General features: G+C 58.7%; 20 protein-coding genes. 15 read left to right on the top strand and 5 right to left on the bottom strand.

Annotated elements, in window-relative coordinates; translation table 11 throughout:
- Nucleotides 1-25: 25 nt before the first annotated feature.
- Nucleotides 26-1,159, bottom strand: a complete 1,134-nt coding sequence (locus H0484_RS10925; protein ID WP_226954670.1) for an ABC transporter substrate-binding protein — start codon at nt 1,157-1,159, stop codon at nt 26-28.
- 189 nt (nt 1,160-1,348) lie between these two features.
- Here H0484_RS10925 and H0484_RS10920 point away from each other — a divergent pair, with 189 nt between their 5' ends.
- The 11 genes from H0484_RS10920 to H0484_RS10870 all read left to right on the top strand — a co-directional run bounded on the left by H0484_RS10920 (nt 1,349) and on the right by H0484_RS10870 (nt 11,891).
- Nucleotides 1,349-2,611, top strand: coding sequence for a LysR family transcriptional regulator (locus H0484_RS10920; RefSeq protein WP_226954669.1), 1,263 nt, complete (start codon nt 1,349-1,351; stop codon nt 2,609-2,611).
- Nucleotides 2,612-2,832: 221 nt separating this feature from the next.
- Complete coding sequence (locus H0484_RS10915; RefSeq protein ID WP_226954668.1) at nt 2,833-4,035, top strand: ABC transporter substrate-binding protein; 1,203 nt, start codon at nt 2,833-2,835, stop codon at nt 4,033-4,035.
- Between the two features lie 72 nt (nt 4,036-4,107).
- Complete coding sequence (locus tag H0484_RS10910) at nt 4,108-5,307, top strand: ABC transporter substrate-binding protein (RefSeq protein ID WP_226954667.1); 1,200 nt, start codon at nt 4,108-4,110, stop codon at nt 5,305-5,307.
- 20 nt (nt 5,308-5,327) lie between these two features.
- Nucleotides 5,328-6,203: a branched-chain amino acid ABC transporter permease gene (locus H0484_RS10905; RefSeq protein WP_226954666.1), complete on the top strand. Its 876-nt coding sequence runs from the start codon at nt 5,328-5,330 to the stop codon at nt 6,201-6,203.
- A gap of 14 nt (nt 6,204-6,217) precedes the next feature.
- Entirely contained in the window at nt 6,218-7,204 is a 987-nt protein-coding gene (locus tag H0484_RS10900) for a branched-chain amino acid ABC transporter permease (RefSeq protein ID WP_226954665.1), read from the top strand.
- Nucleotides 7,201-7,959: an ABC transporter ATP-binding protein gene (locus H0484_RS10895; RefSeq protein ID WP_226954664.1), complete on the top strand. Its 759-nt coding sequence runs from the start codon at nt 7,201-7,203 to the stop codon at nt 7,957-7,959. Before H0484_RS10900 ends, H0484_RS10895 begins: the two co-directional genes overlap by 4 nt.
- Entirely contained in the window at nt 7,943-8,650 is a 708-nt protein-coding gene (locus H0484_RS10890) for an ABC transporter ATP-binding protein (protein WP_226954663.1), read from the top strand. Before H0484_RS10895 ends, H0484_RS10890 begins: the two co-directional genes overlap by 17 nt.
- A 63-nt stretch (nt 8,651-8,713) precedes the next feature.
- Nucleotides 8,714-9,802, top strand: coding sequence for a 4-oxalomesaconate tautomerase (locus H0484_RS10885; RefSeq protein WP_226954821.1), 1,089 nt, complete (start codon nt 8,714-8,716; stop codon nt 9,800-9,802).
- Nucleotides 9,799-10,527, top strand: coding sequence for an alpha/beta fold hydrolase (locus H0484_RS10880; protein ID WP_226954662.1), 729 nt, complete (start codon nt 9,799-9,801; stop codon nt 10,525-10,527). The genes H0484_RS10885 and H0484_RS10880 overlap by 4 nt, the downstream gene beginning before the upstream one ends.
- A gap of 14 nt (nt 10,528-10,541) precedes the next feature.
- Entirely contained in the window at nt 10,542-10,982 is a 441-nt protein-coding gene (locus H0484_RS10875) for a nuclear transport factor 2 family protein (protein WP_226954661.1), read from the top strand.
- Nucleotides 10,983-10,988: 6 nt separating this feature from the next.
- Nucleotides 10,989-11,891, top strand: coding sequence for an NAD(P)-dependent oxidoreductase (locus H0484_RS10870; RefSeq protein ID WP_226954660.1), 903 nt, complete (start codon nt 10,989-10,991; stop codon nt 11,889-11,891).
- Between the two features lie 29 nt (nt 11,892-11,920).
- Here H0484_RS10870 and H0484_RS10865 read toward each other — a convergent pair whose 3' ends face one another.
- On the bottom strand, nt 11,921-13,423 hold the full coding sequence (locus tag H0484_RS10865; protein ID WP_226954659.1) for an amidase: 1,503 nt from the start codon (nt 13,421-13,423) through the stop codon (nt 11,921-11,923).
- A 405-nt stretch (nt 13,424-13,828) separates the two neighbouring features.
- Here H0484_RS10865 and H0484_RS10860 point away from each other — a divergent pair, with 405 nt between their 5' ends.
- Complete coding sequence (locus H0484_RS10860) at nt 13,829-14,404, top strand: methyltransferase regulatory domain-containing protein (protein ID WP_226954658.1); 576 nt, start codon at nt 13,829-13,831, stop codon at nt 14,402-14,404.
- Between the two features lie 107 nt (nt 14,405-14,511).
- Here the strand turns inward: H0484_RS10860 and fdhA are convergent, their stop codons facing one another.
- From fdhA to H0484_RS10845, 3 genes are all read right to left on the bottom strand, one after another.
- The gene (fdhA, locus tag H0484_RS10855; RefSeq protein ID WP_226954657.1) at nt 14,512-15,705 is read right to left on the bottom strand and encodes a formaldehyde dehydrogenase, glutathione-independent; all 1,194 of its coding nucleotides are present in this window, start codon (nt 15,703-15,705) and stop codon (nt 14,512-14,514) included.
- A gap of 156 nt (nt 15,706-15,861) precedes the next feature.
- Nucleotides 15,862-16,971 (bottom strand): aromatic ring-hydroxylating dioxygenase subunit alpha, encoded by a 1,110-nt coding sequence (locus H0484_RS10850; protein ID WP_226954656.1) that lies wholly within the window; start codon nt 16,969-16,971, stop codon nt 15,862-15,864.
- 26 nt (nt 16,972-16,997) lie between these two features.
- Nucleotides 16,998-17,978, bottom strand: coding sequence for a PDR/VanB family oxidoreductase (locus H0484_RS10845; RefSeq protein ID WP_226954655.1), 981 nt, complete (start codon nt 17,976-17,978; stop codon nt 16,998-17,000).
- A gap of 295 nt (nt 17,979-18,273) precedes the next feature.
- Between H0484_RS10845 and H0484_RS10840 the strand changes: the two genes are divergently transcribed.
- The 3 genes from H0484_RS10840 to dinB all read left to right on the top strand — a co-directional run bounded on the left by H0484_RS10840 (nt 18,274) and on the right by dinB (nt 22,365).
- Nucleotides 18,274-18,945: a GntR family transcriptional regulator gene (locus tag H0484_RS10840; RefSeq protein WP_226954654.1), complete on the top strand. Its 672-nt coding sequence runs from the start codon at nt 18,274-18,276 to the stop codon at nt 18,943-18,945.
- A 116-nt stretch (nt 18,946-19,061) separates the two neighbouring features.
- Complete coding sequence (locus tag H0484_RS10835; RefSeq protein WP_226954653.1) at nt 19,062-21,149, top strand: TonB-dependent receptor domain-containing protein; 2,088 nt, start codon at nt 19,062-19,064, stop codon at nt 21,147-21,149.
- Between the two features lie 70 nt (nt 21,150-21,219).
- The gene (gene dinB / locus H0484_RS10830) at nt 21,220-22,365 is read left to right on the top strand and encodes a DNA polymerase IV (protein ID WP_226954652.1); all 1,146 of its coding nucleotides are present in this window, start codon (nt 21,220-21,222) and stop codon (nt 22,363-22,365) included.
- Nucleotides 22,366-22,511 lie beyond the last annotated feature (146 nt).

Raw genomic sequence — 22,511 nt, 5'->3', positions numbered from 1 at the left:
TCCTGGCAGCGGGTCGGGCTTGGAATTAGTCGCTTGAAGTCACGGAAGTGGAGGCGACGATTTCAGGTTCGCCTTTTTTCAGCTTGACCAAGACGGCGTCAAAACCGTAGGCCTGGTGCTTGGAGTCGAACTGGAACTTGCCGTTGGGGCCTTCATATTCCGTGGCCTTGAGGGCATCGCGGATTTTTTCGGGCGAGGCTTCGCCGGCACGCTCTATGGCGTCCATGATGATGTTCAGGGCGTTGTAGCCCGCAGCCGAGTATTTGCCGGGCAGTTCCTTGTAGGCGGTTTGGTAAGCGGCGATGAACTCTTCGTTCTCGGGGCGCTTGATGGTGTGCGCATACGGAACAGCAGCGTGTATGCCTTCTGCGGCGTCGCCGGTCAGGTTGACGAAGTCGGCGGTTGCCCAGCTGCCTACGCCAAAGATGTTGGCTTGCAGGCCTACTTCTTTCATCTGTTTGACTAGGATGGAGCCGTCTTGCGTTTCGGCTGCAACGAATACGCCGTCGGGTTTAGCGGCGCGTACGCGCGTCAGCATGGTGTAGAAGTCGGTGGCGCCGTGATCGAAATACAGTTTGGCTACGGTTTCGCCGCCCAGTTTTTCGATTTGCGTGGCGAACTCGTCAATGCCGCCGCGGCCCCAGTCGTCGTTCACGCCAATGTAGGCAATGCGTTTGAGCTTGAGCTGATCGACCAGAATTTCCGCGAAGGCATGCGCCATCAGGCTGTCGGTTTCAGCCGAGCGGAAGAACCATTCATTGCCGCGTTCGGTCAGGTCTTTCTTGGAAGAAACCCCGGTCAGGAAGGGGACTTTGTACTTGTCGATCACGCTCATGGCGGCGATGGTGGCCGAGCTGCAGAATGCCCCGGAAATGACGGGCACATTGTCTTTCTGAATCAGCTTTTCGGCTGCGCTGACGGTCTTGGCCGGCTGGCATTGGCCGTCTTCGATCACCAGTTCTATCTGTTTACCCAGCACGCCGCCTTTGGCGTTGCGTTGCTCGACGGCCAACTTGGAGCCGTTGACATCGGCGGTGCCGTTGTAGGCGACCGAACCGGTCAGGGGTTGAATGACGCCTATCTTGATGGTTTCTGCTGCATGGGCGGAAAAGGAGGCAAAGCTTGCTGCGAGGGCGAACACTACAGCTTTGGTATTCATGTGCGGCTCCTGGGATAAGGACAAGGTCGGATCTGCACAAGAAACTTTGCGCAGGAAGTGAATTATTAAATAGTCGTTTAATAAATAAAAGTCAGGGGATTCCCTTTCAGGGTTAGTACTAGCGTTCAGTCGCAGCGTCGAATTTGCAGATCTGCGCACGCAGTGTGCAGAGGGTGAGTAAAATGGCGCATGTCCCAGCACGAAGCCAACGTCTCCGAATCTGGCGGTTATGCGCGCTATATGCGCCAATTTCGCGCCATGCTGGCGGTTCACGCAAAGGGCAGCACGGCGCGGGCCGCCGAGATCCTTCCTTTGTCCCAATCCGCTGTGGCCCGCGCGGTGCGCGAGCTCGAAATCGGTCTGGGCGTCGAACTCTTCGAGCGTGTTTCACGCGGCATGCTGCCCACCCGGGAAGGACAGCTACTGGCCTATCGCGCACACCGGGCCTTTGACCAGCTTAATGCCATCGATTACGACATGGTCAGAATTGGTGCGTTGGCTAGGCCAGTGATGTCGCATGGTTACACCAGGCTGGCGATGGGGTGCTCTTACCGACATTTAGCAACTTTTGTTGCCTTATTCGCTACTCGTAACGAAACCTCGGCGGCGCAGCGCCTGAATGTCAGCCAGCCTGCCGTCAATCAAACCTTGCGCCAACTCGAACACATGGCCGGCACCCGTTTGTTTCAGCGCGCCTCGCAGGGCATGCGCTGGCTGGAAAGCGGCGAAATCGTCTACCGCCGTTTCAAGCTGGCCCTGGACGAATTCCGCCGCGCCGCCGAAGACCTGGAAGCCCGGCGCGGCAGTGTGCGCAGCCATTTGCGCATCGGCACACTGCCGCTGGCGGCGGGTTCATGGGTGCCCACGGCAGTGGGGCGGGTGTTGGCCCGGCACCCGGAAATGAGCGCTACGGTGGTCGATGGTACCTACGAGGCCTTGCTTTATCAGTTGCTGCACGCCGATATCGACGTCATCGTTGGGGCGGTGCGGCCTCAGCGCCCGCACCCCGACGTCAGGCAGGACGTGCTCATTGAAGACAATCTGGCGGTGATGGCCCGCAGCGGCCACCCTTTACAGGGCAAGTCTTTGTCAGGGCTGCGCGACCTTGTGCATCACGACTGGATAGCGCCGCTGAGCGGTTCCCCCGCTCGTGAGGCTTTCGAGCGCGCTTTTCTTGCGGCGGGTGTAGCGCCGCCGCGCAGTCGCATCGAGGCTAACAATATGACGGTTCTGCTGGGCCTGCTCACCGACAGCGACAGGCTGGCCCTGCTGTCCCCCTACCTGGCCATTCGCGCCATTTCCTCCGGTGCCCTGCAGGTGCTGCCTGTTGCCGTCGAGAACACCATGCGTCATATCGGCCTAACCGTGCGCGCCAGCGCCGATCCGGGGGTGGGGGTTAAAAGTTTTATGACTCAGATGCGGGCCTTGGCCGAAGCGAGACGCACGCGCTGAAATAGCCGCCATAAGCAAAACGCATAGCTTGCGCGTGGAATGGCATTTGTGTCTTGCCCCGCTGCGGTGAGAAGATTCCCACCCTGGCGTCAATGGGTCTGGCTAAGCGGCGCATGCCTCTTTTCCCTAATTACCTATCCGACCTGGCGCCGCTGCACTCGAACGTCGTGTCGGCTCGCCCATCACATTTCAATAATAGTTCCACCCCCGAGGAGATCTTCATGCACAACCGTTTCTTGGCCCGTTTCAAGGTGGGCGTACTGACCAGCGCCGCTGCGCTTGCCATGGTCACCCCGGCATGGGCCGACGACATCAAAGTAGGGCTGCTAAGCCAGTATTCCGGTACTTACTCCTGGTGGGGCCAAGAATACGACCGTGGCGTCGAACTATTCCTTGAGGAAACCGGTGGCAAGGTAGGCGATCACACCCTGTCCATCCTGCGTCGCGACGAAGGCGGCACCAGCCCTGCGCGTTCACGCCAGTTGGCTCAAGAATTGGTGGTGCGCGACAAGGCGCAGTACCTCGTGGGTGGCACCTTCACCCCCACGGTCATGGGCACCGCCGACATCGTCGACCAAACCAAAACGCCTTATGTGTTTGTTAACGGCGCTACCTCAAGCATGACCGACAAAACGCCGTATTTCGTGCGCGTGGGTTACACCTCCTGGGCATACTGCGAACCGCTGGTTCAGTGGGTGTACGACCAAGGCGCACGTAAGGCTATCACCGTCGTGGCCGACTATGCGCCTGGCGTCGACATCGAAAACGCCTTCAACGACACCTTCAAGAAGCTGGGCGGCGATATGGTCGACAGCATCCGCGTGCCGCTGGGCACCACCGATTTCTCGGCTTACCTGCAACGCATCAAAGATACCGGCGTCGAGCACGTGTTCATGTTCATGCCTGTGGGCCCGATGTCGGCTGGCTTTATCAAGGCTTTCCAAGAGCGTGGCCTGGGCAAAGACGGCGTAGCGCTGTATGCGGGTGCGGAAACTCAAGAGTCCGATTTGCCGGCCATCGGTGATTCTGCCCTGGGCATCGTTACCGCCCTGCATTATTCGCCTTATCTCGATACCGCCGTCAACAAAGATTTCGTCAAGCGCTTCCAGGCTAAGTACGGTAACGATGCAGTACCGAGCCTGGCCGCCATGGGTGCCTACGACGCCATGCAACTGGTGGCAAAGATGGTCGAGGCCACCGATGGCAAAAAGGATGGCGAAAAGGCCTTGGAGGCGGTCAAGGGCTATAGCTGGGAAAGCCCCCGCGGCCCTTCCAAAATCGAAGCCGATACCCGCGAAATCACGCAGAACATCTACATTCGCCGCGTAGACAAGGTAGACGGCAAGCTGGGCAATGTACCTATTCACACCTACGAAGCGGTCAAAGAGCCCTGGCATGCCGCCAAACAGGCTGCGGCCAAGTAAAAAGCCCACCAGCCCTCAACACGAGGGTTGGCATAACTTACAAGCATATATGTGAATTAAATGAGCATATCAATGAAATTGACAAAAATAGGCCGTAAGGCCACCTATGCTGGAACATTGCTGGTCGCAGGCTTGATGAGCAGCGTCAGCGCCCATGCCGACGAAGTCAAGGTCGGCCTGCTTAGCCAGTACTCAGGCACCTACGCCTGGTGGGGCCAAGAGTACGACCGCGGCGTCGAGCTCTTCATGGACGAAACCGGTGGCAAAGTGGGTAATCACACACTGGCTGTTGTGAAGCGTGACGAAGGTGGCACCAGCCCCGCGCGTTCGCGTCAGCTGGCACAAGAGCTGGTCGTGCGCGACAAGGTGCAGTACCTGCTTGGCGGTGCGTTCACGCCCACCATCATGGGAACAGCCGACATCGTCAATCAAACCAAAACGCCTTACCTTATGGGTAACACCGGCACCTCCAGCGTGACCGATAAATCCCCGTACTTCGTGCGTATGGGTTTCACCCAGTGGCAGCTTAATATTCCCCTGACGCAATGGGCCTACGATCAGGGGGCACGTGAAGCTGTCATTGTTGCCGCCGACTTCGCACCTGGTCACGACGCCATTCAGGCTTACACGGTAGGTTTTGAAGGTGCCGGTGGCCGTATCGTCGACGAAATCCGTGTGCCGCTGGGTACCACCGACTTCTCTACCTATTTGCAGCGCGTCAACGATTCCGGCGCCAAGCACGTGTTCATGTTTATGCCCGTGGGCCCCATGTCTGCAGGCCTGATCAAGGCTTTCTACGAGCGCGGCCTACATAAACAAGGCATTTCCCTCATGGCTACTAACGAAACCATGGAATCCGACCTGCCTGCTATTGGTGACGGCGCAGTTGGCATGATCACGGCTCAACACTACACACCGTATCTCGACACGCCCGCCAACAAGGCTTTTGTCGAGCGCTACAAGGCCAAGTTTGGCGCCGATGCCATCCCCAGTCTGGCTTCGTTGGCTGTGTACGACGGCATGCACATGATCGCTCGTATGGTTGAAGCCACCGACGGTAAAAAAGACGGCGACAAAGCGATCGAAGCCATAAAGGGCTTTGCCTGGGAAAGCCCACGCGGCCCCGTCAAAATCGATGCTGACACGCGTGAAATCGTGCAAAACGTTTACATGCGCCGTATCGAGAACGTAGACGGTAAGCTCGGCAATGTGCCTTTCTTCACCTTCGAAGCCGTGCCAGAGCCTTGGCACGTCCGTGAAGCCGCCAAGTAAGTCTAACAAGGCGCTGTTTCATGCCCAATGCTTTTTCTACCTTTCTGACGCTGACGGTAGATGGGATCTCCTACGGAATGATGCTGTTTCTCATCTCCGTAGGCCTGACCATCACACTGGGTGTCATGCGTGTCGTCAACCTCATGCACTCGGCTTTCGCCATGATGGGCGGTTACTTCGCCCTGTGGTGCATGCAGGCGGGCGACCTTCACTACTTTGTCGCATTGCCGCTGGGCGTGTTGGCTACTATGGCTGTCAGCCTGGTACTGGAACGCACTCTGTATCAATGGGTGTATCAGGCCAATCCGCTGGGCCAACTGTTGATCACCATAGGCATGGCCTTTGTGTTGACGGCTGTGGTCAAGAACCTGGCCGGCCCACAGATACAAAGCCTGTCTTTGCCCGAGATACTGACCGGCCAAATGTCGCTGGGTAGCATCAATGTTTCGGTTTACCGCGTGTTTGTACTCGTGCTTAGCGTGGTCGTGGCCGGTGCGCTGTGGCTCATTCTAGAGTTCACCACCTTTGGTGCCAAACTGCGCGCCGCCGTAGACAATCCGCGCATGGCCCGTTGTGTGGGCATCAATGTGCCCCTTGTTTTTTCGGTCACCTTTGCCATTGGCTGCGGTCTGGCCGCGCTGGGTGGTGCGGTTGGCACGCAGATGCTGCCGCTCGAGCCTTACTACGGTCTCAAGTACTTGGTGCTTGTGCTCATCGTGGTGGCGGTGGGGGGCGTTGGCAGCCTTAAAGGTTCGTTGTATTCGGCCTTGCTGTTGGGCTTGATCGACACCCTTGGGCGTTACTACGTACCCGCTCTTGGCGGCTTCATCATCTATCTGGCGGTATTGGCGATTTTGCTGGCACGGCCACGCGGCCTGGTCGGGCACGCAGGTTGAGGCAAGGACTGTATATGACCCAACAAACACCAAGCAACCGCGTCGCCCAAGGCTTTGGGCGCCAACGCTACACCTGGTTGGACGCCGCGCTGTTGGCTGCGGCTGTTCTGACGTTCTTCTTCGGTGAGTACTACCTGGCCCTGGCTGCCATGGTGGTACTTATGATCATCTTTGCCCTTTCCCTGGATTTAGCCCAGGGGTATGGCGGTATTGAAACCCTGGGGCATGCTGCCTTCTTTGGCACGGGTGCCTACGCTGCAGCATTGTACGCACTGCACGTGTCGTCCGAGCCCATCAGCGGTTTGCTGGTGGGGGCGGCCGTGGCAGCCCTGGTGGGCCTGCTTTCAGGTTTTGCCATCTTGCGTACCCATGGGCTTACCCAACTGATGCTCACGCTGGCCGTTGCTACCCTGTTGTACGAACTGGCTAACGTGATGAAGTCCGTCACCAATGGTGATGACGGCCTGACGGGCTACGACATTTCGCCTGTTCTGGGTATGTTCAACTTTGACATCTATGGCAAAACGGCCTTTGTTTACAGCTGTGTTGTGCTACTTGTCATCTATGCGCTGCTCAAGCGCTTGGTCAACTCGGCCATAGGGCTGACGGCTCAGGGTATCCGCGAGAACCGCGTGCGCATGCGTATGCTGGGCGTGCCTGTCGAGCGCCGCCTGTGGCTGCTGTATACCCTCTCGGCTGCTGTAGCCGGCGTAGCCGGTGCCTTGTCGGCGCAGATCAACCGCATCGTCGGGCTCGACACCCTGATGTTCATGATGTCGGCCAACGTTGTCGTCATGCTGGCATTGGGCGGCTTGGGTCGTTTGTACGGCGCTTTCCTGGGTGCCATCATTTTCGTGGTGTTGTCAGACCGCGCCGCGGCTGTCGACCCCACTAACTGGTTGGCAGTATTAGGTGTCGTGCTGATTCTGGTCGTGCGTTACGCGCCTCAGGGGGTGTCGGGCTGGCTGGTTAACCTGGGCCGTAAACGGAGGTCGTCATGAATCCCGTTCTTGAATTGCAAGGGCTAAGCAAGCAGTTTGGCCAGCTCAAGGTCACGCAAAACGTCAATTTGTCGCTGCACCCCGGCGCGCGCCATGCCCTGATCGGCCCCAATGGCGCGGGCAAAAGCACGCTGGTGCATCAAATCACCGGCCTGCTCAAACCTTCCGCCGGCAAAGTGTTGCTGGGTGGCCAAGACGTTACCGGTCTAAGCCCCGAAAAGCGCGTCAAGCTGGGCCTGGCTCGTACCTTCCAGATCAACTCTCTGTTCAACAACCTAACGGTTGCCGAAAACATAGGCTTGGCATTGCAGGCGCGCGAAGGCATGGATGGCTACCTGATGCGCGACATCACGCACGACAGCGCTTTGATGGACGAAGCCGCCGTCTTGCTGGAAAGCCTCAGTCTGCTCGATTTGGCGCATAGAAACATTGTCGAGCTGGCCTATGGTCAGCGACGCATGATAGAAATCGCCCTGGCCTTGGCGCTTAAGCCACGCGTGCTGCTGCTGGACGAGCCTGTTGCGGGTGTGCCTAGTACCGAAGGCAGTCGTTTGTTCGACTTGCTTGAGCGCTTGCCCGCCGAGGTGGCCACGCTGGTCATCGAACACGATATGGACCTGGTGTTCCGCTTTGCCAAGCGCATCACGGTGCTGGTTGAAGGCGCCGTGCTCGTCGAAGACGACGTGCAGGCGGTGCGTACCGACCCGCGCGTCAGGGCTGTTTACCTCGGAGAGCGCCATGAGCATGCTGCTTGAGCTTAAGGATGTACGTGCCGGCTACGGCGAAACGGTAGTGCTGGAGGGCGTCAGTCTGGCGCTCAAAGCTGGTCAGGCGATCAGCGTGCTGGGGCGCAACGGTGTGGGCAAGTCTACGCTGTTGAATACCGTGTTGGGTTTGACGACGCTGCATTCAGGCAGCATTGTTTACCAAGGCAAGGGCGTAGAAAAAATGCCCAGCCATAAGCGCGCTACCGCTGGCTTGGGCTTGGTGCCGCAAGAGCGCGAAATCTTTCCTTCACTCAGCGTCGAAGAAAACCTCAAGGTGGCGGTTGCACCGGGTACCTGGACGCTGGAAGCCGTGTACGAGCTGTTTCCTCGCCTTAAGCAACGCCACCGCAATATGGGTAATCAGTTGTCGGGGGGCGAACAGCAAATGCTGGCCATAGGCCGTGCGCTCATCGGTAACCCCAAGGTTTTGCTGCTGGATGAGCCCTTCGAGGGTTTGGCGCCCGTTATCGTTGATATGCTGGTTGAGGCTTTCAACCGTCTGCGTCAATCCAGTGACATGGGCATTGTGCTGGTCGAGCAACATGCCGAGTTGGCGCTGGAACTTACCGAGAACACGATAGTTCTCGATCGCGGCCACATCAGTTGGCAGGGCGTGAGCCAAGACCTGCTGAATGATCCAGCCAGGTTGGCGCAGCTGATTGGCCTGGATCTGGCCTGATAAGATGATGCCTAGAGTCGCCCCCGCGTATCCTGGTGGGGGCATTTGTATGAGCCTGACATGATGCAAAGACCCATTCCTGTCGTTCAAATGCGTGGCGGTACCTCCAAAGGGCTGTTTTTCCACGCCACCGATCTTCCTACGGATCCCGCACTGCGCGACCGCGTTTTGCTGGCCGCCATGGGTTCGCCCGATGTGCGTCAAATAGACGGCCTGGGGGGCGCCGACCCCTTGACCAGCAAAGTGGCCATCGTTTCGGCACCCACCCGGCCCGATGCCGATGTCGATTACCTGTTTGCCCAGGTTGTAGTCAACGAGGCGCGTGTCGATTACGGCCAAAATTGCGGCAATATGCTGGCAGGCGTCGGCCCTTTCGCCATTGAAACCGGCCTGGTCGCCTCGCAAGACGGTGAAACCACCGTGGCCATCCACATGGTCAATACCGGCCAGATTGCGGTAGCGTCTGTCCAGACGCCTAAGGGCCGTGTGCGTTACGACGGCGAGCAAGCCATAGACGGCGTACCAGGTACTGCCGCCGCCATTCCCCTAGAATTCCGCGATACGGCGGGTTCCTCATGCGGCGCCTTGCTGCCTACCGGTAATCTGCGCGACGAGATCAACGGCGTTGAAGTCACCTGCATAGACAACGGCATGCCGCTGGTATTGATGCGCGCCGCCGACATGGGGCGCACGGGTTACGAAACACGGGCCGAACTGGATGCCGACGAAGAGCTCAAAGCGCGCATCGAAGCCATACGCCTTAAGGTCGGGCCTTTGATGAACCTTGGCGACGTAAGCTCGCGCACGGTGCCCAAAATGTGCTTGGTGGCCGAACCCCGCGAGGGCGGAGCCATCGCCACGCGTACTTTCATTCCGCACCGTTGCCATGCTTCCATAGGCGTGTTGGGCGCTGTTAGCGTTGCCACCGCTGCGGCGCTGCCAGGCACGGTTTGCGATGGCCTGGCGGTGTTGGGCAAGGGCTCCTTGCTCAATCTGGATATCGAGCATCCCACTGGTTCCATGGGGGTGCAGATTCGCCTCAGCGAAGATGGTAAATCGGTAGACACCGCAGCGCTGATCCGCACGGCACGCTGGTTGATGGATGGCCGAGTGCATGTGCCCGGTGCGGTATGGCCGGAGGACGAAGCATGAGCAAGGAAACCCTGCTGCTGTTGCCGGGTTTGTTGTGCGACGAAGCCGTTTGGCCTGATCAAGTTTCCGGTTTGGCGCATCGCGCCCAAAGTGTGATCCCCGATTACGGCATGCTAGACAGCATTTCCGCCATGGCAAGCCATGTATTGCAAACCGCGCCTACCGAAGTCTTCAACCTGGCCGGTCATTCCATGGGCGGGCGAGTGGCGCTTGAAGTCGTGCGCCAGGCCCCTCAGCGGGTGCGCCGTTTGGCTTTGCTGGATACCGGCTACGAGCCCTTTGCCGGCGGCGAGGCAGGCGAACAAGAGAAATCCAAACGCTATGCCTTGCTTGAACGCGCCCGCAACTCAGGCATGCGCGAGATGGGCAAGCTGTGGGCGCCGGGCATGGTGCACCCCAGCCAGCTTCAGACGCCGCTGTTCGAGGCTATTCTGGACATGATAGAGCGGCGCACGCCGGCGCAGTTCGAAGCGCAGATCAAGGCTTTGCTGGCACGCCCCGATGCCGAGCCAGTGCTGCGCGGCATCAACTGCCCCACTTGGCTGATTTGCGGCCACGACGACGCCTGGAGCCCCTACGCACGCCACGAAGTCATGAGCCAGATGGTGCCTGCGCAATGGTCCAGAATCGAAGGCATCAAAGATTGCGGGCACATGTCTACCATGGAAAAACCCACTGAAGTGACAGCCCTGCTGAATGCCTGGCTAGACACGCCGGTTCGTTAAGCAAGGAGTCTTTCATGAGCTTACCTCGTTTGCCAGATGCGCAGACCTACGCGGCTTGCAGACAAATTGTCGAGCATTCGGCGCACCTTACTGACCACAGAAACTTCGAGGCCTATGCCGAACTCTTCACGCAGAATGGTCAGCTGACACGACCTGGCGGAGCCCCTCTGACGGGGCAGACTGCCATTGTGGAAAGCTATCGTTCGCGTCCCGCAGAGCGTATGACCCGCCACATGCTGGGGCAGTCGGTCATGACGCAGCAGGGCGAGGGCAAGGTACAAGTGGTGACCAGCGTATTGCTCTGGAGCACCACGACCAGCCAAACGGTAGAAGCCTTTGGCCGCAAGGCCGATGCGCGGCAGGTGCTGGGCGAATACAGCGATGACATGGTCTTGACGCCCGAAGGGTGGCGCATCGAAAAGCGGCAATCTTCTTTCGTGATGTATCAGGAATAAATCGGTATGAGCCAAACACTAAGCGTTCAGTTAGCCAGCGTTGCGCTGGTAGGGCTGGGCGAGGCGGGCGCCTTGCTGGCCCAGGGCTTTGCCCAGGCAGGCCTTAAGGTCAAGGCTTACGACATCAAGATGGTCGACGCCGCTTTGGCGAGCGAGATGCGCAGCCGGGCGCAGGCTTGCGACGCACAGATGTGTGAAACCCTGGCGGACGCCATCGCCGATGTCGACCTGGTCGTGTCTGCGGTCACGGCAAGCTCGGCTACCGATGCCGCCATCGCCGTGGCCGAGCATCTGCGGCCCGGGCAGTTTTTCATGGACATCAATTCGGTGTCGCCGAGCACCAAGTGCAAAGACCGCGATGCCATTGCCGGCGCCCAAGGGCATTACGTGGAATCGGCTGTCATGGCCCCGGTGCCCCCCTACGGCATCAAGGTACCCATGTTGCTGGGCGGCGAACAGGCCCAAGCTTTGTCCACCGCGCTGAATGCCTTGGGTCTGCGCACCAAGGCGGTTTCCACCGAAACCGGCGTGGCTTCGGCCATCAAGATGTGCCGAAGCGTGATGATCAAAGGCATAGAAGCGCTGACGGTGGAATGCCTGACGGCGGCGCGTCGTTATGGTGCCGAGCAAGCCGTATTGGCGTCGCTGAATGAAACCTTCCCCTCTATGGGTTGGCTAGAGGCGCAGCCTCACTACCTGATCAGCCGAGTGGCCGAGCATGGCCGGCGGCGTGCAGCTGAAATGCGCGAGGTGATGGAAACCTTGCAGGACGTGGGGATAGAGCCGCGCATGGCGGAGGCCACTGCACGCTTGCAAGATGCCTTCGTAGACGCCATGGCAGAGCACGGCCTGCCGTATCCTCATGGCGAGGATTTCGACTGGCCGTCGTTTACCGACAAACTGCGTTGAATTCAAAGGGGGCATCAAGCCCCCTTTTTTCAATCCAGCTTCTGGTGTGCCGCCTGAGCCACTCTGAACAAAGTGGCGTCTTCAAAATGTCGGCCTACCAGCATCAGGCCTACCGGCTTGTCTTCCGACGTACCGCAGCATACCGAAATAGCCGGGTGGCCAGAGATGTCGAAGGGGCAGGTATTGTTGATAGGGCCCCAGCTGGCTTTCAGTACTTCGGCAGGCGAGGCGTCATCGGGCAGCAGGCGCGTGGCGGTCATGGGCGTGGTGGGCATCAGCAATACATCGTACTGAGCCAGCCAAGCGTCATATTCGGCACGTAAACGCCGCACCATATTGCGAGCCTTGGCGTACAGATACCCGCCATGGCGCGAGAAAATCTCGCCCGTCATCAGCACGCCCTTTATGGTCGGGGGCAATTCGTCCACGTGGCGCTCCCAGCCGGCCATGGCTCGCATGAAGGGCAGGGAATAAGCGCCGTTTACACCGTAAAAGCCCATGGCGTGCGAATGCATCAGGTTGTGGTACGAACCTTCGATACAAATGGGCAGCCACAAGGCCGAGCCTATGTTGTGCCAGGGGATGGAAATTTCTTCCACGATGGCCCCTTGGTCTTGCAGACGCTTGGCTGCGGCGCGCACCGAGGCATCGACGCCTTCTTCCGACTCGGGACGCCCGAAGCCTTCCTTGACAACGGCGATGCGCATGCCGCGCACGCCTTGATCCAGGCCTTCGGTATACGCCTGGGTACGTACTCCTTTCTGGCGCCCGTCTATGCCGTCGTCACCGGCGATGACCTCTAACAGCAAGGCGCATTCGTGCACGGTATCGGCCATGGGGCCGACGTGGTCCAGGCTGTACTCTATGCCCAGTACGCCGGTGTAAGGCACCAGGCCGTAGGTGGGTTTATGGCCGACGATGCCGCAAAAAGACGCCGGCATGCGGATAGATCCCGCCTGATCGGCGCCTATGGACATGTCTACCTCGTGTGCGGCCACCAAGGCTGCGCTGCCGTTGCTGGAGCCACCGGTGGTATGGCCGGGGGCCCGCGGGTTCTCGATGACGCCTGTAGAAGCGGTGGCGCTGCTGGTAGAGAAGCACAGGTATTCGGCAACCGCCTTGCCGGTGATTTCGGCCCCTTCGTCAAGCATGCGGGTGACGATGGTGGCATCGGTGTCAGGCACGAAGCCGTCCAGTATCGAGGCGCCATTGGTCAGCGGCACGCCGGCAACGAACACATTGTCTTTGACTGCGATTTGCTTGCCTGCCAGTTTGCCTTGTGGCGCGCCTTTGATGCTGGTCTTGTAGTACCAAGAGTTGAAAGCGTTGTCGGCAGGGTCCGGACGGTAGCCAGGCGTGCGCGGATACTTCACCCCGGGGTGCAGGTCAGGTAGCTGTTCGATCATGCGCAGGGCGGGCGTGACAGCGCTAAGAAACTCGTGATAGCTGCCGACTTCTGCTTCGGGCAGGTCTATACCCAAGTCTTGCGCGACGCGTTTCAGGCCGTCTTGGTCCGGGAAAAAAAATGCCATGGAAAACACTCCTTGTTAACGAGCTAACCGAGAGCCAGGACTAGGCTCCGGGGAAGCTTTGAGTATTACCACGATGATTGGTCCAACGGAGAACCTCAGCCACGAAAGCAGTGTTAACCCTTAGTCTTTTTATCAAGGTAAAAGTGTTGTGAAAAAGCCGCAAACTAGAAAAGCTTGAGCGAGATCATGAACGCACAATTGAAAATCATTCTTGTTATTGATAGAGCTCACCGTTAGTTAATTGTCAGCTATTTCGTGTTGGTGCCACCAAGGACGGGAAGTCTTTGGTGGCTTTGTTTTTATAGATCTCAAATTATCATCGGAGTTGCAGCATGGCCCCCATCTTTAAGTTGCATCACTTTGCTCGCGTCGTCATTTTGGCGAGCATGGCAGCCTCTTCCGCTCATGCGCAAGGGCTTGCAGGCGGGTGTTAGCTATATAGGCAGCGCCAATTGCCTAGAGAATATGGACGCGTTGTCGATTCCGAGCAATGTACAAGGGCTGCTGGCCAAGGCGCCTAGCAGGAGGCTTAAAGAAACCCTCAGAGACGTTGCGCGTAACCAAAACCAGCGCGTGGATGTTTTTCAGAAGCAACCGCGTACGCTCGACCCCGAGACGCACCTGCAAGTGTTGAACAAGGTGGTTTTCACAGTGTTGGCCACCTTGCCGGCGCCGGGGGCTATCGAGTTCGATACGCCCATAGGCGGCATCCCCGGCCCTGCGGAAATCTTTGCGCTTTTGATTAGCCAGCTGAAAGCTGGCAATCAGACCTTTGCCGAGCTGCATCGCCTACCTCTGTTCAAGCAAGAGCCAGGTTTGCTCCTGCAAACATTGAATATGCTGATGTGGGCCGGCTATGTGCAGCCCATGCGTCAGGAACAACAGCCGGCGCCTGGCGCTGCCCGTTTGCAGGCATGGATGGACAAGCAGAAAATTCCTTTGCGCGTGCTGCCTGAGTGCGGCAGCGCTGTCCAGGTATAAGCATCGCCCCGTTTGGCGAGCTTCCTTTCAAGAACTAAAAAACCCCGCAGGCCTTTCGGCCATGCGGGGTTGCTGCTGTGAAGATTCCGTTTGGGAATCTACCCGGATCAGCGCAGTTGGCTGTGCGGGTCGATCACGAACTTCTTGGGGGCGCCTTGATCGAAGTCGGCGTAGCCGCGTGGGGCGTCGTCCAGGGAGATGACTTCAACACCGACCACGTCAGCGATATTGATGCGGTCCCACAGAATGGCTTGCATGAGCGCACGGTTGTACTTCATGACAGGGGTTTGCCCCGTGAAGAAGCTGTGCGACTTGGCCCAGCCCAGACCGAAGCGTACGCTGAGCGAACCATGCTGAGCCGCTTTATCGCTTGCGCCTGGATCTTCGGTGACGTACAAGCCGGGGATGCCGATTTTGCCGGCCACGCGAGTGATGTCCATGAGCGAGTTCAAGACGGTGGCGGGCGCTTCGACCTGCGAGCCTGAGTGACCATGGCCACGGGCTTCGAAACCGACCGCGTCAATGGCGCAGTCGACTTCGGGCGTGCCCAGAATGGCGGCAATCTGTTCGCCCAGCGGGGTATCGCTGGAGACGTCCACGACTTCAAAACCTACGCTCTTGGCATGAGCCAAACGCAAGGGGTTGAGATCGCCCACGATGACCACGGCAGCGCCCAGCAGGCGGGCCGAGGCTGCGGCAGCCAAGCCCACGGGGCCGGCACCGGCAACATACACCGTGCTGCCAGGGCCTACGCCTGCGGTAACGGCGCCGTGAAAGCCGGTGGGCAGAATGTCGGACAGGCAAGTCAGGTCGCGGATCTTGGCCAAGGCTTGGTCGCGGTCGGGGAACTTGAGCAGGTTGAAGTCGGCATAGGGCACCATGACGTATTCCGCCTGGCCGCCTATCCAGCCACCCATGTCAACGTAGCCGTAAGCGCCGCCTGCGCGCGAGGGGTTGACGCTAAGGCACACGCCGGTGTCTTGCTCTTTGCAGGTGCGGCAGCGGCCGCAAGCCACGTTAAAAGGCACCGAAACGATATCGCCCTTTTTCAGGAATTCGACGTCGCGACCGGCTTCGAGAACCTCGCCAGTGATTTCATGGCCCAGGATCAGGCCGGTAGGCGCGGTGGTACGGCCACGCACCATGTGTTGGTCGGAGCCGCAGATATTGGTAGACAAAACTTTCAGAATGACGCCGTGATGGGCCGGCTTGCCGTTGGGAGCAACCAGTTCCGGGAAAGGAATGGATTGCACTTCGACTATGCCGGGGCCTACATAGGCGACGCCGCGATTAGTGGCCATGAGTCTCCTCCTGCTTGAGGGTGGACGAACCGGGCGTATGGCGAAGCCCGGCTCTGGGAATTTATGCTTATGTATTTGCCGGGTTTGCCCGGCATGAATGGTTCAGGATGAGTGTACTGAACAATGCCGGGCGCGTGAAGACAAGCGTGAAATTTTTTAAGCGGGTTGAGCTTGTGCAGCGGTAAGCAGGTAGCCGGCTTCGGCGGCTGCCATTTCGTAAAGAATGGCGCGCATCATCAGGCCTGGCTTATCGGGGCCAAAGTTCAAATCGAACTGGGGTTCGACGTCGCTCTGAACAACCTTGAGGATAGCTTCAAGCGCGTCCACGTCTTCGGTGTAAGCCTTGGTCGAAGCCTCGAACATGAATTTGTCGATCTCGGCGTCTTCGTGAGCGAAGTCGCGCGAGTTGAACCACCAGTAATGAATACGGCCGTTGTTTTCAGGCGTAATCAAATGGGTGATGTTGAAGCGATACACCGAAGGCTTACCCGCGTCGGGGCTGTGGTCGATGATTTTGGCAAAGGCGCGGTGCATGGCGGGCGAAACATAGGCTGCGTCCGAATAGCGGTCTACCTTCTTGTGCATGATGCCTGCGGGAATGCCGTAGATGCCGGGAGGGGCTGAGTTTTTCAGCACGCGATCCAGCATCACGCTATTGCCTTCGCGGCGGGCATCAAGCTTGGAGCGCGCGTATTCGGGCGTACCCACGGTGCCCGGATGCAGGAAGGGGAAGTGGGTTTGGTCTAGCAGGTTCTCGTGCATGGACACGTAATCGGCATTCATGGGCAGCGTGCCCGTAACGCTTTTCCAGGTGTCGGTATCGCTTAGCCAATGCGTGTCGGGGATCAGGCTTTCGTCGGCCTTATCGGGGTGACCCATCCAGATCCAAACCAAGGGTGCGCGTTCGACTACAGGAAAGCTACGCACGTTGGCATTGGCGGGCACGATGGGCATGGAAGGCATGTTCACGCAACGACCGGCGGGGTCGAATTGCATGCCGTGATAGCCACAGACCAGGATATCGCCTTCGAGCTTGCCCATGGCCAGCGGGAAGGAGCGGTGCGGGCAGCGATTGCGCACGGCAACAGGCTCGCCTGCCAGGGTGCGATACAGGGCGACGTCTACACCCAGCAAGCGTCGGCTGATAATGTCGCGTGAAATTTCGGTGCTTAGGCCGGCCACATACCAGGCATTGCGTACCAGGGGTGTGCTTTCGTCGGCATAGGCGCCGGGTTGAAAATTGAAATCGGCTTCGGTTTGGCTCATGGTGTGTCTCCGTTCAAGGGGGAACGTCAAGCGTCTATGACCAGGCGGGAGCCGGTCGTTCGGGATACGCAAATGCAAAGTTGGCCGGCGGCGCGGTCTTCGTCGTCAAGGTAACGATCGCGATGAACAAGCTCGCCGTCGGTGTCGATGACCTTGACGGGGCACAGACCGCATTCGCCACGACGGCAATCAGCCATCATGGGGATGCCTGCGGCGTCCAGGGCTTCGAGAATACTGGTGTCGCGGCCAACGCGCACTTGACGCCCCGAGGCGCGAAGTTCGACGTCGAATGCCGCGTCGTCGGTGCTGGGGCCGGACGAGAACAATTCATAATGCACGCGCATAGGGTCTATGCCCAGGCTTTCAGCCGTGGCAATGACGGCTTTGATCAGACCGCCCGGGCCACAGACGTATATGTGGGCATCATGGGGCTGCGCGCCCAACAGATTGCGAAGATCAAGCTGATTGCTGTCGTCGGGGCCGCTGAGATGCAAGCGCGTACAGGAGCCCCCCAAGCGCAGCACGTCTTGAGCATAGGCCATGTCTTGTGCTGTGCGCCCGGCATACACCATCTCGAAGGGTTTGTTGCGCCTGACCACACTGCGCAACATGGCGTAAATAGGCGTAATGCCTATGCCACCTGCGATCAGCAAGGTTTTGTGATTGCGCCTGTCGAGCAAGAAATGGTTCTTGGGGGCGGAGATCTGTAAACGTGTACCGATGACGAAAGTATCGTGAATATGGGCCGAGCCACGTTGACGGTTCTCGCGTTGCACGGCAATGCGGTAGGTGTCGGGGGTGTCGTCCCAGGTGCCGGTACCGCCTATAAGCGAATAGTGACGAACGATAGGGCCAGTGTCGGCGGAAACCGTATGCAGCTCGATATGTGCACCAGGCTGGTAGTCGGGCAGCACGGCGCCGTTACAGGCGCGCAGCAGGTATTCCCGAATGCGCGGTGTCAGCTGCCGTATACCGGCGACTTCAACGTCGAATTTACTGTGTTGCATGAATGGGGGGGCGCAGAAGGCGCAGTCGGACCTGAGGCATTTGGAAATGACAGAATACCTGAAAAATCTAAAATTGGGATCCAAAAATTGGTTATTTTGCGAAAATAAAGCCTTTGAAAGGCATTATGGGATCCAATTTTGCTGCTTTTGTGCGGGTTTGTCCTAGTCGATCAGCCCTGTTCAGGGGCATGTGATTGTGTTTATCCCATTATTTCGACCTGCGCAGCAGGCGCGGATCCAGATTGTCAGCAATGACACCTAGGCTACACTTGCGACGACATTCAGACAGCCGCTTATGAGTCAGCAGACCACCGTCATCGTTCAGCTAAGGGAAATGATTTTGCAGGGCCAATTACGGCCGGGTGAGCGCATGCCCGAAACTGAATTGGCCACCCGCCTGGGCGTTTCGCGCACACCCATACGACAAGCCTTACCGGCCTTGGCGCAAGAGGGCTTGCTGGTGCCCGCAGGCAAGCGCGGCTATGCGGTGCGTGCGTTTACGCTAGAGCAAACCCTGGAGGCCTTGCAGTTGCGTGCCCTGCTCGAAGGGGTGGCGGCACGCACGCTGGCGGCACGCGGTGTTTCTGACGAATTGCTGGAAGCGCTGAAGCAGTGCCTGCAAGAAGGCGATGCCATCTTTGCACAACGCACCCTGAATAAAGATGCCGAATCTCGTTATGCGCAAATGAACGAACGCTTTCATAGGCTGATTATCGATGCGGCGGACAGCCCCCTGCTGGCTTCCCTGATAGAGCGTTGCAATATCGTGCCCTTTACCGCGCCCTTAAGCATTGCTTTCTCTACCAGCAGCAAAGACCGCATGTTCGATCTGCTGTTTTATGCGCATGGGCAACATCACAATATCGTGCAGGCCATAGAACAAAGGCAGCCCGAACGTGCCGAGTTTTTGTTTCGCGAGCACGCGCATACCCAAGAGCAAAGCCAAGCCCTTCATAGAGCCGACTGAAGGCAGGGTTGCGGAAACCCAGGCTTGCTTCCTTTATTTGTTATGTTATAACATTCCTATTTTTGGGGCGATGCTTGCATGGCTGTCGCCGTTGATCAGCAATTGGGGAAGCACAGATGAAACCAGTCATTCGGCCGCTGGCCTTGGCCGTAGGCATGACGTATGCCGCACTTTCGCAGGCGCAAACGCCGCTTGCGCGGATCGAACAACTGGAGTCGGTGACCGTCTCGGCAGACCCTTTCGGGCAAAGTGTCGAAGGCATGAGCGCGCCGGCTGAGGTTCTGGCGGGTGATGCGCTCATCATGCGGCGCCAAGGCACGCTGGGCGACACCTTGAATGGCTTGACGGGGGTTCATGCCGACACCTTCGGCGGTGGTGCCAGCCGTCCCGTGGTGCGCGGTCAGACTTCCCCCAGGGTGCTGACGTTGACTGATGGCTCCGAGGTCATGGACGCTTCGGCCATTTCGCCGGATCACGCCGTTGATGTCGAGCCCATGCTGACGCAAAGGCTGGAAGTGCTGCGCGGCCCGGCAACGCTGCTTTACGGCGGGGGCGCCATAGGGGGTGTCGTTAACGTTATCGACGACAAAATCCCCACGCAAGTGCCCGAACAGGGTTACCAGGGCAGCGTTGATTTGCGCGGCACTACGGGCAGCAACACGCGTGAGGGTGCTTTTGCCTTGACGGCCGGTGAGGGCAACTTTGCGGTGCATATCGAAGGCTTGAAGCGTCGCTCCGACGACTACCGCGTGCCCGACTGGAGCACTTCGCGTTTGGCCGGCTCTTATGAAGACACCTCACGCGGCAGCCTGGGGCTTTCCTGGGTGGGCAGTCGCGGTTTCCTGGGGGTGGCCTATACCCAAACCGACCGTAAATACGGCTTACCAGGTCATACGCATGACTACGAGGGCTGCCATCCTCACGGCAGTCACTTGCATTGCTCCGGCCACGACGATCACGACCATGGTCACGACGACCACGATGATCATGGGGGTCACGACGATCATGGGCATGGCCATGACCATGCTCACGATGAACACGGCGTGCCATGGGTAGAGGCGCGTAGCAAGCGAGTCGACATCAGGGGGGAGTATCGCCAGCCTGTTGCCGGCATAGAACGCGTCCGTTTGCGCGGCGGCTGGACGGATTATCGTCATGACGAGATCGAGGCCGGAGAAGTCGGCACCACCTTCAAGAATCGTGGTTACGACATGCGCCTGGAGGCTGAGCACGAGCGCTGGGGAAACTGGCGCGGCGTGGCGGGCCTGCAGGTAGCGCGTAGCGACTTGAGCGCCGTGGGCGTAGAAGCCTTTTTGCCCAAAACACGTACGCAAAGCACGGGCATCTTCTTGCTGGAAACCTATCAGTTGAACGAGGACTGGCGTTTTGAACTGGGGGCTCGTCACGACTGGAAATCCGTGAACCCGGAGAACGGCCAGCCCAAGGCGGATTTCAGCGCTTACTCTTTCTCGGGCGCAGCCATCTGGAATCTGACGCCGGCCCATTCTTTGTCTTTGTCGCTCTCGCATTCGCATCGTTTGCCCAATGCGCAAGAACTTTATGCCAATGGCGTGCATTTGGCCACCAACACCTACGAACGCGGCGACCCCAATCTGGGCAAGGAAACTTCCAACAACGTTGACCTAACCCTACGCAAGCATGCGGGTGACCTGACGTTCTCAGTCGGGGTCTTCCACAATCGCGTCAAGAGTTACATTTACGCTCAAACCGTGGATCAGTTTGAAGATTTTCGCCTGATCGACTACCGCCAGCACGACGCGCAGTTCACCGGCTTGGAAGGGCAACTGGACTACGCTTTCAATCGCAACCTGACGCTGGGCGTGTTTGGTGACATGGTGCGCGGCAAACTGACCGGCGGCGAAGGCAATCTGCCCCGCATACCAGCAGGCAGGGCCGGTTTGCGTGGCAAGTACACATGGCAACGCTGGGCCGCCGATATCGAGCTTTATCGGGTGTTTCGCCAAGAACGCATTGCCGCTTACGAGCAAGAAACGCCGGGCTACAACATGATGAACCTGGGGGTTTCCTATCTGGGCAGCCTGGAAGGCGGCACCGACTACATGGTGTATTTGCGTGCCACCAATCTGTTCGATCAGCGTGCGATGAATCATGCCTCCTTCCTGGCAACAACGGCGCCACTGCCAGGCCGTCGCGTCACATTGGGGGTCAGGCTGGACTTCTAAGCTGGGGCTACAATTCCGGGCATGAGATCAATGCCCGCTCGCCTACCGGCTGTGGGCGGCTAGGCTGTCCATGTCTCGCCGCCGCATCGCGCACCTGGACATGGATGCGTTCTTCGCGTCCGTGGAACTGCTGCACTACCCGGATTTGCGCGGCTTGCCCGTGGTGGTGGGGGGGCGCACCCCGGCCCCTCAGCAACAGCCCGACGGCAGTTATTTGTATAAACGCTTACGCGACTATGTAGGCCGGGGCGTTGTCACTACCTCTACCTACGAAGCGCGTCAGTTTGGGGTGTTTTCGGCCATGGGCATCATGAAGGCGGCCCAGCTTGCGCCCGACGCTATCTTGTTGCCGGCCAACTTTCTTGCTTATCGCGAGTATTCACGCCGTTTCAAGGCGGCGGTGGCGTCAGTGGCCGACTGCATAGAAGACCGGGGCATAGACGAAATCTATATAGACCTCAGCGAGCACCCCGAGCCCGATGACCTGAGCCTGGCAAAACAAATCAAGCAAGCTGTGCGCGACGCCACCAGCCTGAGTTGTTCGATCGCCATCAGCCCCAACAAGCTGCTGTCCAAAATCGGTTCTGATCTGGACAAGCCCGACGGCGTGACCTTGCTGGGGATGGAGGATATTCCCGCACGTATATGGCCCTTGGCGGTCAGCAAAATCAACGGCATAGGCCCCAAGGCAACGGTGCGGCTGCAAGCCATGGGCATTCAGACCATAGGCCAATTGGCGCAGGCCGAAGCGGCGGCATTGCAGGAACAGTTCGGCCTGACGTATGCGGCATGGCTGCTGCGCGTGGCCCACGGGCAAGACGAACGGCCTGTGGTGACTTATTCTGAACCCAAGTCGGTCAGCCGGGAAACGACTTTCGAGCGTGACCTGCACGTTGTGCGTGATCGGGCAGAACTGACAAGGGTGCTGACGCAGCTCTGCGAGCGGGTCGCCCAGGATCTACAGCGCAAGCAATGCAAAGGGCGCACCATAGGGGTCAAACTGCGTTTCGAAGACTTCCGTACGGTGACGCGAGACCACACCGTGGCGATGCCAACCGACGCGCCTGAAGTCATTCTGGATGCTGCACGCCAGTGTTTGAAGCGTATTCCCATGCACAGCCGCATTCGCTTGCTGGGCATACGCATAGGCAAGCTATCTGCTTGGTCGCCCGATCATGAACAGGACCCACCCGTCGCTCAGCTCTCGCTGTACTGACGTGGTGTGAAGGCACTTCATGATAATCTGTATGCTGAGCAATAGATCCCTGTGGTGAACAATAGGACGGATGGTCAAGTATGGCGAAGAATAGCCAAGAAACTCAGGTCACTGAGTCGCAAACGGATAACAGCGCAGCCAAAGCG

Source organism: Mesopusillimonas faecipullorum, assembly GCF_020539505.1.
GTDB lineage: Bacteria > Pseudomonadota > Gammaproteobacteria > Burkholderiales > Burkholderiaceae_B > Mesopusillimonas > Mesopusillimonas faecipullorum.
Note: the sequence above shows the minus strand (reverse complement) of the source record. Positions and strands in the feature narration are given on the sequence as shown.